Raw genomic sequence first — 16,237 nt, forward strand, 5'->3', positions numbered from 1 at the left:
ATGGCTCTGCCCCTTTTCGCACTGCCGCGAAGATAGGGGGCAGATTGCCAAGCGCAACCTATTCGCCGCGGCGAAAAAACCGGAAGACGGTGGCGGGGGGGAAGTTGCGCACCGTCTGGCCCGCGCGCACGACATCCAGGTCCAGCGCGTCCAATATCTCGCGATTGACCGGCGGCCGCATCGAATAAGTGAACTGCACGAAGCTGCCGCCGGGCTTCAACATGCGGAACGCCTCAGTCAATATGTCGACATGCATGGTCCGGTCCATCGCCAGCAATGGCAAGCCGCTGACCACCGTCTGATAATCGCCCGGTTCGCCGGCGGTGGCGGTCGATACGATCTGCGCCGGGGTTTCCAGCACCGACACATGGGGAAAATGGCGACGCAGCCCGCGCGCAAAGGCGGGGTTGATCTCCACCACCTCCAGCTTTTCGGGCGGCAGGCCGGTTTCCAGGATCGCGCGGGTGAACACGCCCGTGCCCCCGCCCAGTTCCAGCACCCGGCCATCCTGCGGATCGATCTGCCCCACCATCAGCCGCGCCAGATAGCGGCTCGACGGCACGACCGATGCGGTCTGCCGGGGCTTCTTCACCCAGGCCGCCAGAAAATCCAGATATTCGGTCGCGCGCGCGCGAAACTCGCCGTTCGGCAAGGCCACGGCCCGGCTGCGCTTGGGCTTATGCTGCATGGGCGAAATGCGACCGCTCTCTATCCATCCCGACTCCCTTAGCGGGCGGAACGGGCCGCGTCGATTGGCTTTAACGTATCAATGCGTTCCTGTAGCCAATCGGCCACGGCGGCGATGCGCGCCAGCCGCCGCATATCATCCTGCATCACCAGCCAGAAGCTGCGCGTGATCTCCACCCGATCGGCCATCAGCGGCATCAGCGCCGGATCGCGCCGGCCGATAAAATCGGGCAGCACGCCGATCCCCGCCCCTTCCGCAATCATGCGCTGCTGCATGATGATGCTGGTCGATCGTAAATTGGCCTCCAGCCCCGCCTCCACCTCGTCCAGATAATCGAGTTCGGGAGAAAAGATGAATTCGGGGACATAGCCGATCAGCGTGCAATCGCGCAGGTCGGCGGGTTTCCCCGGTCGCCCCACCCGCTCCAGATAGGCCGGCGAGGCATAAAGATGCAGCCGGTAATCGCCCAGCCGCCGCACCGTCAGCCGCCCGCGCTGCGGCCGCGCCAACATCACCGCCATGTCCGCCTCCCGCTTGGACGGATTGAGAAAGCCCGATGCGGTGATGAGGTCCAGCCGGATGCCGGGATGCCTGCGGTTGAAATCGCCCATGCCCGGCGCCAGCACCCAGGTGCCGAACCCTTCCGCCACCGACAGTCGCACCTGCCCGGCCAGCTTGCGCTCCTGCCCGCTCATCTGTTCGAACGCCGCCAGCGTCGCGCTCTCAGCCGCCTCCGCATGGACGAGCAGCATCTGTCCGCGCGACGTCAGCGATCGCTCGCCGGCGCCCACTTCGAACAGGTCCGCCTCCAGCGCCTTTTCCAGCCGCGCCAGCCGCCGCGCGATGGTCGTCGCGTCAATGCCCAGCGCGCGCGCAGCCGGCGCCACCTTGCGCGCGCGCGCCACCGCCAGAAACACCCGCAGGTCGTCCCAATCGAACATGTCACCCCAATACTGCAAAATTGCAGCAACTTCATGCAGTAGTCCGTTGTTGCTTGCAATATCGCAACATGGCTACAAGGCTCGCGACCACAGGAGAGGATAGTCCCCATGCGTGACATTACGCACAAGCTCGCCTTCGCCCATACCGCCGCATCGGCGCGCTACAGCGATGTTTTCGATCCCAATAATGGCGGTGTGCAGGCCCGCGTCGAACTGGGCGACGCGGCTCTGCTGGACAAGGCGGTCGAGGCCGCGAAGAAGGCGCAACCCGCTTGGGCCGCCGTCAATCCACAGCGCCGCGCCCGCGTCATGTTCAATTTCAAGGCGCTGGTAGAAAAGAATATGGACGAACTGGCGCATCTGCTCAGTTCCGAACATGGCAAGGTGATCGCCGACGCCAAGGGCGACATTCAGCGCGGTCTGGAAGTCATCGAATTTTGCTGCGGCATCCCCCATGTGCTCAAGGGCGAATATACGCAGGGCGCGGGTCCGGGCATCGACGTTTACAGCTTCCGCCAGCCGATCGGCATCGGCGCGGGCATCACGCCGTTCAACTTCCCCGGCATGATCCCGCTGTGGATGTCGGGCGTCGCCATCGCGACCGGCAACGCCTTCATCATGAAGCCGTCGGAGCGTGACCCCTCGGTGCCCGTGCGCCTTGCTGAACTGTTCAGCGAAGCCGGCCTGCCCGACGGCATTCTTCAGGTAGTGCAGGGCGACAAGGAAATGGTCGACGCGATCCTCGACCATCCGGACATCGGCGCGATCAGCTTCGTCGGATCGTCCGACATCGCCCATTATGTCTACAAGCGCGGCGTCGACAACGGCAAGCGCGTGCAGGCCATGGGCGGGGCCAAGAATCACGGCATCGTCATGCCCGACGCCGATCTCGACCAGGTGGTGAATGACCTCTCCGGCGCCGCCTTCGGGTCGGCGGGTGAGCGCTGCATGGCGCTCCCCGTCGTGACCCCGGTGGGCGAGAAGACGGCCATTGCCCTGCGCGAAAAGCTGATCCCCGCGATCGAAGCCCTTCGGGTTGGCGTCTCCACCGATCCCGAAGCCCATTATGGCCCGGTCGTCACCGCCGCGCACAAGGCGAAGATCGAAAGCTATATCCAGATGGGCGTCGATGAAGGCGCGGAACTGGTGGTCGACGGCCGCGGCTTCACGTTGCAGGGGCATGAGGAAGGCTTCTTCGTCGGCCCGACCCTGTTCGACCATGTGAAGCAGACCATGCGTTCCTATCAGGAGGAAATTTTCGGCCCCGTGCTCCAGATGGTGCGCGCCGAAAGCTTCGAGGAAGCGCTCGCCCTCCCCAGCCAGCATCAATATGGCAATGGCGTCGCCATTTTCACCCGCAACGGCCATGCCGCCCGCGAATTTGCCGCGCGAGTGAATGTCGGCATGGTCGGCATCAACGTGCCGATCCCGGTGCCGGTCGCCTATCACACCTTCGGCGGCTGGAAGCGGTCCGCCTTTGGCGACACCAACCAGCATGGCATGGAAGGCGTGAAGTTCTGGACGAAGGTCAAGACCATCACCCAGCGCTGGCCCGATGGCGGCGCGACCGGCGACAGCGCCTTCGTCATCCCGACGATGGGGTGAGGATGCGGGGGAGAGGCCTGGCCTCTCTCCCCTTCGTCATCCTGACGAGGGTATAGGAATAGGCAATATCGCATGACCCAGTTTGACCTGACCGACGACCAGCGCGAGATTCAGGAACTCGCACGCCGCTTCACCGCTGACGCGATCACCCCACATGCCGGCGAATGGGATGAAAAACATATCTTCCCGCGCGACACGATTCGCGCCGCCGCCGACCTGGGCTTTGGCGGCATCTATGTGTCGGAGGAAGCGGGCGGCATCGGCCTTGGCCGGCTGGAGGCCGCACTCATCATGGAGGCGATGGCCTATGGCTGCCCGTCGACCAGCGCCTTCATCTCGATCCACAATATGGGCGCGTGGATGATCGACCGCTTCGGCAGCCAGGCCGTGAAGGACAAATATCTTCCCGACCTCGTCCCCATGGTCCGCATGGCCAGCTATTGCCTGACGGAGGCCGGGGCAGGCTCCGATGCGGCCAGTCTCAAGACGCGCGCCGTCCGCGACGGCGACCATTATGTCGTCACCGGGTCCAAGCAGTTCATATCGGGCGGCGGCGAAAATGACGTCTATGTCGTCATGGTCCGCACCGGCGAAGATGGCCCCAGGGGCATATCCTGCCTCGTCATCGACAAGGATATGGACGGCGTCAGCTTCGGCGCGCAGGAACGCAAGCTCGGCTGGCACAGCCAGCCCACGGCGCAGGTCAATTTTGACGGCGTCCGCGTGCCGGTCGAAAATCTGGTCGGCGGCGAAGGAGACGGCTTCCGCATCGCCATGATGGGGCTGGACGGCGGCCGGCTCAACATCGGTGCCTGTTCGCTCGGCGGGGCGCAGCGCTGCATTGATGAATCGGTGCAATATACCAGGGATCGCAAGCAGTTCGGCCAGTCGATCGCGGACTTTCAGAATACGCAATTCACGCTGGCCGACATGCAGACCGAACTGGAGGCCGCCCGCACCCTGCTCTACGCCGCCGCCGTCAAGGTCACGGACAATGCGCCCGACAAGACCCGTTTTGCCGCCATGGCGAAGCGCTTCGCCACCGACACCGGATCTTCCGTGGTCGATCGCGCGCTTCAGTTGCATGGCGGCTATGGCTATCTGATGGATTATCCAATCGAACGCTTCTGGCGCGACCTGCGCGTCCATTCGATCCTGGAGGGCACCAATCAGGTGATGCGCATGATCGTGGCGCGAGACATGTTGCGTCAGTAAACCCAGGCCGTTCGGTTCGAGCTTGTCGAGAACCCAGCGCCCCCAGTTCTCGACAAGCTCGAACCGAACGGACCTTTGATATGACCGACCAAGTCCTGACCACAATCGAAAACGGCGTCGGCCGCATCCGTCTCAACCGGCCCCGCGCCATTCATGCGTTGACGCCCGACATGTGCGAAGCGATCAACGCGGCGCTGCTGGCTTGGCGTCAGGACGATGCCGTGCGCGCGGTGATGATCGATCATCTGCCCGCCGCCGATGGCGATCCCAAATTGTCGCGCGGTTTCTGCGCGGGCGGCGACATCGCGCTGATCGCCACCAGCGCCAAGGCCGATTGTGTCGATGCCGAACGCTTCTTCACCCACGAATATCGGATGAACCATCTGCTGTTCGTCTATGAAAAGCCGATCGTCGCCTTCATCGACGGCATCGTCATGGGCGGCGGCGTGGGCATATCCCTCCCCGCACGCTTCCGCGTTGCGACCGAACGGACGGTCTTCGCGATGCCCGAAACCGGCATCGGCCTGTTTCCCGATGTGGGCGGCGGCTGGTTCCTGTCGCGCCTGCCCGGCCGGGTCGGCGCATGGCTGGCGGCGACGGGATCGCGCATCGACGGGGCGGATTGCGCCGCAATCGGTATCGCCACCCATTATATCCAGTCCGATCATCTGGAGGCGGTGAAGGCGCGGATACTCGCCGACCCGCTGGGCCTCGGCGAGATACTGGACGAAAATGCGCAGCTTCCGCCGCCCTCCACATTGCAGGCGAACCGCGATGCGATCGACCGCCTCTTCGCGTCCGACAAGGCGGAAGACATCGTCGCCGCCCTGCGCACCGATGGCGGCGCGTGGGCGACGAAACAACTGGCTGTACTCGCCACCAAATCGCCCCAGACGATCAAGGTCGCGCTGCGCCAGCTGGTGGAAGGCGGCAAGAAGCAGAGCTTTGCCGATAATATGGCGATGGAGTTCGGCCTGGCCTGCGCCATGATCCGCCGCCCTGATTTTATCGAAGGGGTGCGCGCCGTGATCTTCGACAAGGATAATGCGCCGGTCTGGACCCCGGCGACGCTGGAAGAAGTCAGCGACGCCGCGATCGACGTGATCTTCGCCCCGCTGCCGCCGGAAAAACAATGGACGCCGCTGCCGCAACTGGCGGACGGCGGCTGATCCTGTCCTATGGGAAAGCCGGGCGCTACACTGGTCCCTGTTCTTCCCCTGATCTGCGTGCGCCACTTTCCGATAGGATCAGCGCCGCGCAACGAAATGTCAAAACTTGCAGGAAATGTGCGAAGTTAATCAGGAGAGTGATGCGATGACCCACACGATCGCCTTTATCGGCCTAGGCAATATGGGCGGCGGCATGGCCGCCAATCTGCTGAAGAACGGCTATGCCGTCCGCGCCTTCGACCTGTCGGAAGACGCGCTGGCCAAGGCGGAAAGCCATGGTGCCGTCCGCGCCGCCAGCGCCGCCGACGCCGTTGCCGGGGCCGATGCGGTGGTGACGATGTTGCCCGCCGGCAAGCATGTCGAGGGCGTCTATCAGGGCGATGTGTTCGGCGCGGCCAAGGCCGACGCCCTCTTCCTCGATTGCTCCACCATCGACGTCGCGACCGCCCGCCGCGTGATCGACGCGGCCAGCGCCAAAGGGTTCGACATGGTCGACGCCCCCGTTTCGGGCGGCATTGCGGCGGCCAATGGCGGCACGCTCACCTTTATGGTCGGCGGCGCGGACGCGGCCTTCGCGCGCGCAAAACCGATCCTGTCCGCCATGGGCAAGGCGGTGATCCATGCCGGTGGCGCGGGCAATGGTCAGGCGGCCAAGATCTGCAACAATATGCTGCTGGGCGCGACCATGGTCGCCACCTGCGAAAGCTTCGCCATGGCGAAGAAGCTGGGCCTCGATCCGCAGACCTTCTATGACATCAGCAGCGTGTCGTCGGGCCAGAGCTGGTCGATGACCAGCTATTGCCCCGTCCCCGGCGTCGGCCCGCAAACCCCCGCCGATAACGGCTATCAGGGCGGTTTCGCCGCGGGGCTGATGCTCAAGGACATGAAGCTCGCGACCGAAGCCGCCGCGCTGGTCGGCGCTTCCGTGCCAATGGGCAATGTCGCGGAATCGCTTTACCAGTTGCTCGTCAACAAGGGCGAAGCTGCGCGCGACTTCTCCCTGATGATCGAGATGCTGGAAGGGAAATAGCCTTCCCGCCGCCCAGTTCACCCGTCATCCCAGCGAAAGCTGGGATCTCCCTCCTTATGACAAAATATTTGGAGGAGAGAGATGCCAGCCTTCGCTGGCATGACGGGCAAATATCATTTCCCCTTGGCCGCGTCAGCCGCAGCCAGCACGCGCAACACATTGCCGGACCAGATTTTCTGAAGGTCGGCCTCGCTATAGCCGGCCTTCAGCAGTGCGGCGGTGATCTTGGGCAGATCGACCACATCCTCCAGCCCAACGACGCCGCCGCCGCCATCCCAGTCGAGGCCGATGCCGACATGATCCGGCCCCACGACCTTCAGGGCATGCAGCATATGCGCCATGAAATCATCAAAGGTCGGCCGGTCCGTGTCGGGATAATGCTTGTCGATCTCCTGCCTTTTGGCCAGCAGTTCTGCGCGCTTTTCCGGCGATAGCTTGGCGTCTTCGCGCATCTGGCCGTACAGCGCCATCAGCGCCTTCTGCCGTTCGGGATTGGGCTTGGACGCGCGCAGATAGGCGCCATAGGCGTTCATCTGAATGACCCCGCCCTTGGCCGCCAGAGCCTTGAGATGTTCATCGTCGATATTGCGCGGATGGTCATAGACCGCCTTGCAACCCGAATGGGTCAGCAGCACCGGCGTCGTGGACAGCGCCAGCAGATCGTCCAGCACCTGATCGCTGCTGTGCGATGCGTCGGGCACCACGCCCAGCCGGTTCATTTCCTTCAGCAATTCCTTGCCCAGCGGACTGAGGCCGCCATAGCGCGGCTTCTTCGACGGGTCGGTCGAACTGTCGGCAAACTGGTTATGCGCGAAATGGGCAAAGCCCGACACCCGCACGCCCATATCATAAAAAGTCTTGAGGAGTGTAATGTCCTCACCCAGCGGATAGGCATTTTCGATCGACATATAGACGATGCGCTTGCCCGCCGCCGCGATCGGCGCGGCCTCGCTGGCCTTGGTTGCCAGCACGAAATTGTCCGGGTCCGCCGCCACCATCGACCGGATCGACATGCCACGCAGCAGCGCAAAGTCGCGCGCCTTGCGGAACCCCTCGACCGTCAGTGGGCCCTGCCCGGTATAGATCGCCCAGAAACCGCCATCCAGGCCGCCCTTCTTCATCCGCGGCAGGTCGACCTGAGTATAGTCGCTATGAACCCCATGCTCCTCCTCGATCGACCAGCCCGGCAGGTCGAGCGAGGCCGGCGTATCGAGATGGCTGTCCAGCGTGATCAGCCGCTGGTGCAGCGACAAATCCTTCTTCGTGACGACGGGCGCTTCCGCATGAGCAGTCAGCGGGAGCAGCGCGACCCCAAATAGAGAAAGTGGCGCCGCCCCCATCATCAACATTGTTCGCATCAGATTTCACCCGAGATCGTGAACTGGAAGGTGCGCGGAGAGAGCGGACGGAAATTGCCGTCGCCCGTCACCGCCGGCGAGATGTAGGACAGCGTATCCTTGTCGAAGATATTGTCGAGGTTGAACCGCGCCTTCACCCCCTTGATCGGTCCCAGGCTAAAGCCGTCGCCAATGTCGACATAGGCGCTGAACACGGTGAAGCCCTTCACGCTCGATCCGGCCGAATTGTCGAAGGTCGACCAGCGGCGGCTGGTATATTTGCCGCTGAAATTGCCCACCAGCCAGCTCGCCGGTTCGATGGTCACGCCGCCATTGACGATCCACTTGGCGCTGTCGGGAATATATTTGCCGTCCGTCTGATAGGTGGTCGTGGCGGTGACAATATCGTCCTTGAACTTTGCGATATTATAGGTGGCGTTGAGGTTGAAATAGGCCAGGCCATTGAGCGCCGAAGGCTTGAACGTGCCGCTGAACTCCGCGCCATAGGCGCTGACCCGGCCGACATTCTGGTAGAAGGTTTCGATGACGTTGGTCGTGCCCGGCAGGATCGACCCTATCGACTGGATGCGGTTCTTGAACTTGGTGTAATAGCCCGCCAGCGAGGCATAGAACTGCCCCTGATTGGTGCGGATGCCCGCCTCGAAATTTTGCGACCGTTCCGGCGCGGGCGCAGGCACGCCGGCCGCGCTGCTGTTGAGCGAGACGGAGAAGACATCGTCCAGCCCCTTGGGCAGCGCCATATTTTCGGCATAGGACGCAAAAATCTGGGTCTGGTTGTCGATCTTGTACAGCACGCCCGCCATCGGCAGGAATCCGTCGCTATAGCTGGTGCGCAATTGCTGCGGTCCCCAGCCCGCGACCCAGACGGGCGCGGCGGTCGTGCCGGCGTTGCGATAATAATCGTTGAAATCGCGATAGCCGCTGTAACGATAGTCGATATTCAGCGCCTTGATGCCAAGGTCGAAGATCAGGCTGTCGTCCAGCAGGGCGATCCGGTCCTTCACGAACGCCTGCGTCGTGTTGCGTTCGCTCTGATAATCACGGCGGACATAGACGGTTTCATTGAGGTTCGGCGCGCTGGCGGGCGATCCGTCAGTCGTATTATAGCGCGCCTGGGTGCGGTTATAGGTATCGACCTCCGCCCACAGCCCGGCTTCCAGCGTGTGCGCGCCCAATTCCCAATGCAGCTTGCTGGTCAGGCCATAGCGGTCGCCGCCCACGGTCGACAGGCCATATTGCGTGCCCTTGGGCGCGAACAGAGCAATGCCGGCCGCCGTCTGACGCTGATATTGCAGCAGGCTGTTGGCATAGGTGTCGGGCGACACGCCATAACCGCCTTTGTCCTCATAATAGGCCGTCGCTTCGGCCCAGACCCCGTCGGCGATGCCGGCATGGACGGTGCCGCCATACAGCTTGTCATCGCGCACGTTGATCGCCAGCGTATTGGTATAGGCATAGTTGGCGTTGCTATAGGCGGGGCCGCCAGCGACCGGGGCGAAGCCGGGCGTGGTATTGGGCACGACCGAGATATAGCCGCGATCCCGGCCGCTCTTCCCGCCAATGTCGGCGCCGGTCAGATACTGGCTGCGGCTGAGCGTCGGCGAATCGAAATCGTTGAACTTGTTCGACACGAACTTGAAGCGGGCCCAGCTATCGCCGCCCAGATCGGCATGGACCATGCCTTCCCAATGTTCGCGATCGACCGTGCCGTCGCCACGCCACAGATCGGTGTCCAGCTTTGTGCGGCTGACATAGGCGCGGAACGGCCCGACCTGCCCGGTGCTGGCGCGGATGAAGGTGCGCTTCATGTTGAAGTCGCCAAAGCTCTGGGACACGAACAGGCCCATCTCTTCCTGCGGCTTGATGCTGTTATACTGCACCACCGGACCCAGCGTGGAGTAGCTGGGCAAGCCAACATCGCCCGCGCCCACGGCCGCTTCCACCACGCCCAGATTTTCATTGTCGACATAGCGGAAGACCGGGCTGCCGCCGAACGCATCGCTGCGGCCGGTGGGGATGCCGTCAACCACGAAGCCGATCTGGTCCAGATTGAAGGCGCGGGTCTGGACGCTGTTGCCAAATTCATAGAGGCCCAGCGCACCGTCGGTCTGCACGTTGAAGCCGGGCAGCTGCTCCAGCATCTTCAGGCCCGAAATGCCCGACGGCGCGGACAGCAACGCCTCGCGCGTCACCGCCACGACATTGCTTACCTTGTCTTCGCCGATCGCCTCGGCCGATTGCGAGATGCGGCGGCCGGTAACGGTGATCGTCTCATCCCCATCCCCCACCGGCTCCTGCGCATGGGCGACGCCCAGCGCACCGGCGGCGCAGGCAATCAGCAGCGCCGCGCGCGACGACAGGCGGATGGACGAAGTAACGGACATATGGAGGCTCCCTGTTTCACAACGAGCCAATCAGGGGGCGCCTATCCGCGCCTCACCTCTCCCCGGAATTTTAACGACGGGCGCTGCACCGCGCCCGCCATCGTTTCTACGTTTTCTTGTGAAACGAGAGTGCCGGGGAACTCCACCATGGACCAATGAGATTTTCTCAGTCCATGGTGAAATAATCAAAGCATTATAAAGCGCTTAGCGCCCCTTCCAGACGCCCGGCCGCTTTTCGACGAAGGCGGTCATGCCCTCCTTCTTGTCTTGCGTCGCGGTCAGAATCTGGAACAGGCGGCGTTCGGTCAACAGGCCCTGCGCCAGCCCAGTTTCGAAGGCGATGTTGACCATCTCCTTGTTGATCATGCTGGCCATCGGCGGCATTGCGGCGATCGTCGCTGCTGTCTTGAGCGCTTCCTCCAGCAGATCGGCCGCCGGCACAATGCGGCTGACCAGCCCCGAACGCTCCGCTTCGGCCGCATCCATCATCCGGCCGGTCAGGCACATTTCCATCGCCTTGGCCTTGCCCACCGCGCGGGTCAGGCGTTGCGACCCGCCCATGCCGGGGGCCACGCCCAGCTTGATTTCGGGCTGGCCGAACTTCGCCGTGTCGCCCGCGATGATGAAGTCCGCCATCATCGCCAGTTCGCAACCGCCGCCCAGCGCAAAGCCCTGCACGGCCGCGATCCACGGCTTGCGGGTCGCCACGACGCCGGTCTGCCAGCCGGAAAAGAAATCCTCCAGGAAAAAGTCGGCGGCTTCCTTTTCGACCATTTCCTTGATGTCGGCGCCCGCCGCGAACGCCTTTTCCCCGCTGCCGGTCAGGACGGCGCAACGCTGAGTGGGGTCGGCGTCATAGGCGGCGAAGGCGGCGCTCAGGTCGGCCAGCACCTGACTGTTCAGCGCATTGAGCGCCTGCGGCCGGTTGAGCGTGATCAGCGTCACCGCGTCGCGCTGTTCGACCAGGATCGTTTCATAGGTCATCGCCGTCTCCCATTACAGATTTGGCGACCGCTTTATGGATAAGGCCATCGCTCCGCCAGCCCCTCCTCCATGCGATTTATGCGATCCCTATCGGCATAAATGCATGAAGTCGCGATCATAGCTTTTCAGATGCGCGCCACCGTCGACATACAGCGTCTGGCCGGTAATGGCCGTCGCATTGGCCAGATAGAGCACCGCCTGCGCAATCTCCTCCGCCTGCGGCAGCCGCGCGAGCGGCATCATCGCGCCAAGACGCTCCATCTGCGCCTCGTCATAATCGGGGGTCGCAATCGTCAGGCCCGGCGCAACCGCATTGACCCTGACCTTGGGCGCCAGACTATGCGCGCTGGTGCGCGTCAGTCCCGCCAGCGCCAGCTTGGACAGCGTATAGGCCAGCTGGTCGGCATGGGGATGGTCGATCCGCTGGTCGAGAATATTGATGATGCAGCGGTCGCCAACGCCAGCCGGAATGGTCGCAAACGCCTTGGTCAACAGCGTGGGCGCGGCGCAATTCACCGCATAATGGCGCATCAGATCGTCCGCGCTGACCGTTTCCAGACGATCCTGCCCAAAGATCGCGGCGCTGTTCACCAATATGTCAGGCGGGCGCCCGAACCGCTCGGCCACCTGCGCCACCAGTTCCTCCGCCCCTTCGGGATCGGCAAAATCGACGACGAAGCCCTCCCATTGCGTCTTTTCTTCCTCGAAGGTCAGCGCCAGATGGGAATCGAGCCGCGTATCATGGCTGCCATGGATGGCGAGCGAATGGCCCGCCTTCGCCAGCGCGGCGGCAATGATGCCGCCCAGCCGCCGATGCCCGCCCGTGACCAGCGCCAGCCGCTTTTGCGCCAGCGGCGCGCCGACCGGCGCGGCATCGTTGCGCGCCTTGCCCAGCGGGCGATAGGACGGCTCCTCGGCTTCGCTCATGAAGCGATGAGCTTCAGCACTTCCTCGCGCGACTTTTCATCGTCGCGGAACACGCCCAGCATGCGGCTGGTCTTCATGATGACATTGGGGGTGCGCACGCCCCGCCCGGTCATGCAGCCATGGGTGGCCTCTATCACGACCGCCACGCCCTGGGGCTTCAGATGCTCCCAGATGCAGTTGGCGACTTCGGATGTCAGCCGTTCCTGCACCTGAAGCCGGTTGGCGAAGGCGTGCAGAACACGGGCCAGCTTGGAAATGCCGACCACATATTCGCCGGGCAGATAGGCGATGTGCGCCCGGCCCACGATCGGCGCCATATGATGTTCGCAATGCGACTGGAACGGAATATCCTTTAGCAGCACGACATCGTCATAGCCGCCCACTTCATGAAAGATGCGCGAGAGATGATAGGCCGGATCATCACCATAACCACGGCAATATTCCTTCCACGCCCGCGCGACGCGTTCGGGCGTTTCCATCAGCCCTTCCCGATCCGGCGCGTCCCCCGCCCAGCGGATCAGCGTGCGGATCGCTTCGCTGACGTCGGCCGGAACCGGTTCCTTGCCTTCGCCAACCGTCTCGGCGTCGAGTTCACATGCCATGAACGGGCTACTCCTTATTCTGCCGCCCCGCATATACGACTCGATTTCGCGATGGCCAGCCCTTTCGCGCCCGCTGGACACAAGATCGCCGCAATGGCAAATCGATGTTGTCCAGGGTCGCCAACAAAAATGTCATTCCTATCAAATAGCCATGCGCACTGAAAAAATCGCAGCCGTCCTGCTGGCGGCCGGAACCTCGTCCCGTTTTGGCGAGCAAGACAAGCTGATGGCGCCCCTGCGTGGCAAGCCGGTGGCGGCGCACACGCTGGAGACGGTCGCCTCCATGGCCTTTGCAAAACTGGTCGCCGTCGTCCGCCCGATCGACTTCGCGCCGGTAATTCATCGCAAACTTGATCGACGTGGCTACACGATATTGGTCAACGACCAGCCGGAAGAAGGCATGTCGGGCAGTATCGTGCGGGCGGTCGAACATGTCCTGCCCGATCAGAAGATACGCGGCATCCTCATCTGCCTGGCTGACATGCCCGACGTGCCCCCCAGCCATTACAACCGCATCTGCCTGGCGGCGGAGGACATAAGATCGGTCGTCGCCAGCACGGACGGCTTTTCTTCTTCGCCTCCGGCCTTCATCGGGCGCAAGCATTTCCCGGAACTTCTCGCACTGAAAGGCGATCAGGGCGCGCGCGCCCTGCTGAGCCATGGCCTTCAGATCGAAACCACGGGCGCGATCCTGCATGACATCGACACGCCCGAAGACCTGCTGAACGTCCGGTCGGTCACACCGAGCTAAGGATCAGCTCAGCCGGGTCGGGTCGGTCAGGCCATCGCCCATTTCGCGCGCATCGGGCGCCCGGCTGATCGGCAGCGATCCGGTCTGGCGCTCCAGCCGGCGATGGACGACCGGGGGGGTCGGCCCCTGATGCAGGGCATGGATCGCGTCGCTATTGGCGATGTCGGCGACGGTGCGGCGCTGATTATGCCGCACATAATCCAGCCAGGTCGACACATGATAGCGTTCGACCCACAGATCGGATTCGCCCAGATCGCGCAGCAATTGCCAGCCATGCGCGCCGTCGCGGCGGCGGATGCGGCGGCGTTCGCTCATCGCCGTCAGGAAGGGAACGATCGATCCGGCCGGGATGCGATATTCGATGGTGACGACGATCGGGCCGCTGCGCGGCTCCACCGGAACGGCCGTATCGGGTTCATGCCAGTCACCGCGCGGATCCAGATTGTCGTTCCCGGTCTGCGGCAGTGGACGCCACAGGCCCAATATGGCGGCGGCGAACTGAACCATGGCCGCCGTGTAAAGCCCCGTGGCGACGCCATGATGCTCCGCCACCCAGCCGAACAACCATGCGCCGCCGGCCATCCCGCCAAAGGCGATCATCTGATAGAGCGCAACGGCGCGCGCCACGACCCAGCGGGGTGCGGACATCTGGACCGAGACGTTGAAGGTCGACAGCGCCAATACCCATCCGGCCCCGGCCAGCATATAGCCCGGCATGGCCAGCATCAGCCAGTGGCTGGCCCCGGTCAGCGCGGTGCCCAGCGCCATCGCCAGCGCGGCGCAGCGCACGATCGCCTCCACCGAATAGCGCGTACGCAGCCGCCGGCTGGACAAGGCGCCCAAAACCGCGCCCACGCCAAACGCCCCGCTGGTGACGCCAAAGGTCAGCGCGCCGCCGCCCAGCAAATCACGCGCGACCAGCGGCATCAGCGCCGACACCGCGCTGGCGCCGACGCCGAACGCCCCGGCGCGCAGCAATACCAGCTTGATCTTGGGGGATGCAGCGACATAGCCGACGCCTGCGACCATCGCGACGCCAAGCCGCTCACGCGGCAGCAGCTTGGGCGGCAGATCCGGCCGCCACCGCGCCAGCACCGTCAGCAAACCGACATAGCTGAGCGCGTTGACCAGAAAAGCCGCCGCCGCGCCCGCCGCCGCGACGATGACGCCGCCCAGCGCCGGCCCCATGCTGCGCGCCAGATTGAAACCCATGGAATTCATCGCCACCGCGCTCGGCAACACGACGCGCGGCACCATGTCGCCGACCGACGCCTGCCAGGCGGGGCCGTTGATCGCCGTCGCGCAGCCGATCGCAAAGGTGAAGGACAAAAGCAGCCAGGGCGTCATCAGCCCGGCCCAGGCCGTCGCCGCCAGCGCGGCGGAGGTCAGCAGCATCGCACTCTGACACACGATCATCACCTTGCGCCGATCCAGATTGTCGGCCACCGCGCCCGCCCAGAGCGAGAGCAGCATGATCGGCAATGTGGTCGCTGCCGGCACCAGCGCGATCAGCAATGGCGATGCGGAGAGCGACGTCATCATCCACGCCGCGCCGACCGACTGAATGAGGCCCCCGAAATTGGACCCGAGGCTGGCGATCCAGATCGCGCGAAAGGTGGGAATGGAAAAAGGTGACGGGGATTTCTGGGAGGGTTCGGTCACGCTATCCATGAAGTCCGGATATAGACACCGATGACGAAGTGGCAACGCTTCTATAGGGTTCCGGTGCGCAATGCCTGCGCCCAGTCGACGCGTCCCCGCGCTTGCGCCCATTGTGCGGCCCGTTCCCAGTCATAATCGACGGCAATGATCTCCGCCCGCCAGCCCGTTTCGGCCTGATCGACAATGGCGTAGCGGGCATGGGGGGAGCCTGTCTCCACCTTGTGCCGCACGGGATGCGCATCGTCATAGGCCGGCAGCCCGACGCTGCCCGGATTGACGATCATTCCGCCGCCCGGCCGATGATGGATGCGCGGGACATGGGTGTGGCCGCACAGGATCAGCGGCGCGGCGACGCCCCCTGCCCGTTCCTCGACCTCTTGCGCCGTCGCCGCCCTTGTCCCGCCATCCTCGATACTTTCGAGGAAATAGATGAGGTCGCCGCCCGGCGCGCCATGGACCATCAGCACATCGTCGCTCAGCCAATAATGTTCGGGCAAGCTGGCGATCCACGCGCGATGGCGCGGCTCCAGCATGGCATGGGCGTAGCGGTCGGATGGCCCCATGGCGTCGGGCGCCAGCGTCAGCAATTGCCGTTCATGATTACCGCGGATCGTGGGCAGATTGAGCGCCATCAGCCGATCGGCGGTTTCGCAGGGGAAGAGCGGCCCGGACAGGATGTCCCCCAGATTGACGATGCGATCGACGCCCCGGCCGACAATGTCGGCCAGCACCGCGTCGAGCGCCGCGATATTGCCATGGATGTCGGAGAGGATGGCGATGCGCATGGGAAAGGATGGCATGGAGATTCGGCGGAGGAAAGCGGATAGTGAGACAGCGATGTAGACAGTTGTTTGCGATTTTGCGCACGCCGGAAAAAATTGCCGTTACGGCAGCATGGCCGGGACGACGATGCTGCAATTG

General features: G+C 63.7%; 14 protein-coding genes. 5 read left to right on the plus strand and 9 right to left on the minus strand.

The genetic code is table 11. The annotated features are described in order from the left end of the window. Window positions 1–58: 58 nt before the first annotated feature. Both ACFOKF_RS12225 and ACFOKF_RS12230 read right to left on the minus strand, forming a co-directional pair. Complete coding sequence (locus ACFOKF_RS12225; protein ID WP_380795943.1) at window positions 59–688, minus strand: class I SAM-dependent methyltransferase; 630 nt, start codon at window positions 686–688, stop codon at window positions 59–61. Between the two features lie 38 nt (window positions 689–726). Continuing rightward, the gene (locus tag ACFOKF_RS12230; RefSeq protein WP_380795945.1) at window positions 727–1,629 is read right to left on the minus strand and encodes a LysR family transcriptional regulator; all 903 of its coding nucleotides are present in this window, start codon (window positions 1,627–1,629) and stop codon (window positions 727–729) included. 108 nt (window positions 1,630–1,737) lie between these two features. Between ACFOKF_RS12230 and ACFOKF_RS12235 the strand changes: the two genes are divergently transcribed. The 4 genes from ACFOKF_RS12235 to mmsB all read left to right on the plus strand — a co-directional run bounded on the left by ACFOKF_RS12235 (window position 1,738) and on the right by mmsB (window position 6,648). After that, window positions 1,738–3,234 carry a CoA-acylating methylmalonate-semialdehyde dehydrogenase gene (locus tag ACFOKF_RS12235; RefSeq protein WP_380795947.1) on the plus strand — a complete coding sequence of 499 codons (1,497 nt, stop codon included), beginning with the start codon at window positions 1,738–1,740 and terminating at the stop codon, window positions 3,232–3,234. A 72-nt stretch (window positions 3,235–3,306) separates the two neighbouring features. Beyond that, window positions 3,307–4,449, plus strand: coding sequence for an acyl-CoA dehydrogenase family protein (locus ACFOKF_RS12240; RefSeq protein WP_380795949.1), 1,143 nt, complete (start codon window positions 3,307–3,309; stop codon window positions 4,447–4,449). 80 nt (window positions 4,450–4,529) lie between these two features. Then, on the plus strand, window positions 4,530–5,618 hold the full coding sequence (locus tag ACFOKF_RS12245; RefSeq protein WP_380795950.1) for an enoyl-CoA hydratase/isomerase family protein: 1,089 nt from the start codon (window positions 4,530–4,532) through the stop codon (window positions 5,616–5,618). Window positions 5,619–5,763: 145 nt separating this feature from the next. Continuing rightward, complete coding sequence (gene mmsB / locus ACFOKF_RS12250) at window positions 5,764–6,648, plus strand: 3-hydroxyisobutyrate dehydrogenase (protein WP_380795951.1); 885 nt, start codon at window positions 5,764–5,766, stop codon at window positions 6,646–6,648. A gap of 113 nt (window positions 6,649–6,761) precedes the next feature. Here the strand turns inward: mmsB and ACFOKF_RS12255 are convergent, their stop codons facing one another. From ACFOKF_RS12255 to folE, 5 genes are all read right to left on the minus strand, one after another. Beyond that, window positions 6,762–8,006, minus strand: coding sequence for a dipeptidase (locus ACFOKF_RS12255; RefSeq protein WP_380795953.1), 1,245 nt, complete (start codon window positions 8,004–8,006; stop codon window positions 6,762–6,764). Further along, window positions 8,006–10,390, minus strand: a complete 2,385-nt coding sequence (locus ACFOKF_RS12260; protein WP_380795955.1) for a TonB-dependent receptor — start codon at window positions 10,388–10,390, stop codon at window positions 8,006–8,008. Before ACFOKF_RS12260 ends, ACFOKF_RS12255 begins: the two co-directional genes overlap by 1 nt. A 204-nt stretch (window positions 10,391–10,594) precedes the next feature. Continuing rightward, entirely contained in the window at window positions 10,595–11,374 is a 780-nt protein-coding gene (locus ACFOKF_RS12265) for an enoyl-CoA hydratase-related protein (RefSeq protein WP_380795956.1), read from the minus strand. Window positions 11,375–11,461: 87 nt separating this feature from the next. After that, the gene (locus ACFOKF_RS12270) at window positions 11,462–12,301 is read right to left on the minus strand and encodes an SDR family oxidoreductase (protein WP_380795957.1); all 840 of its coding nucleotides are present in this window, start codon (window positions 12,299–12,301) and stop codon (window positions 11,462–11,464) included. Continuing rightward, the gene (gene folE / locus ACFOKF_RS12275) at window positions 12,298–12,903 is read right to left on the minus strand and encodes a GTP cyclohydrolase I FolE (RefSeq protein ID WP_380795959.1); all 606 of its coding nucleotides are present in this window, start codon (window positions 12,901–12,903) and stop codon (window positions 12,298–12,300) included. Before folE ends, ACFOKF_RS12270 begins: the two co-directional genes overlap by 4 nt. A gap of 151 nt (window positions 12,904–13,054) precedes the next feature. On the opposite strand from folE, the gene ACFOKF_RS12280 reads away from it, so the two are divergent. After that, window positions 13,055–13,654, plus strand: coding sequence for a nucleotidyltransferase family protein (locus tag ACFOKF_RS12280; protein WP_380795960.1), 600 nt, complete (start codon window positions 13,055–13,057; stop codon window positions 13,652–13,654). Window positions 13,655–13,657: 3 nt separating this feature from the next. Here ACFOKF_RS12280 and ACFOKF_RS12285 read toward each other — a convergent pair whose 3' ends face one another. Both ACFOKF_RS12285 and ACFOKF_RS12290 read right to left on the minus strand, forming a co-directional pair. After that, window positions 13,658–15,325, minus strand: coding sequence for an MFS transporter (locus tag ACFOKF_RS12285; RefSeq protein ID WP_380795961.1), 1,668 nt, complete (start codon window positions 15,323–15,325; stop codon window positions 13,658–13,660). Window positions 15,326–15,366: 41 nt separating this feature from the next. Then, a complete protein-coding gene (locus ACFOKF_RS12290) occupies window positions 15,367–16,101 on the minus strand; it encodes a metallophosphoesterase family protein (protein WP_380797771.1) in 735 nt (244 codons plus the stop codon). Window positions 16,102–16,237 lie beyond the last annotated feature (136 nt).

It is taken from the genome of Sphingobium rhizovicinum (assembly GCF_042647625.1).
Taxonomy (GTDB): Bacteria; Pseudomonadota; Alphaproteobacteria; order Sphingomonadales; family Sphingomonadaceae; genus Sphingobium; species Sphingobium rhizovicinum.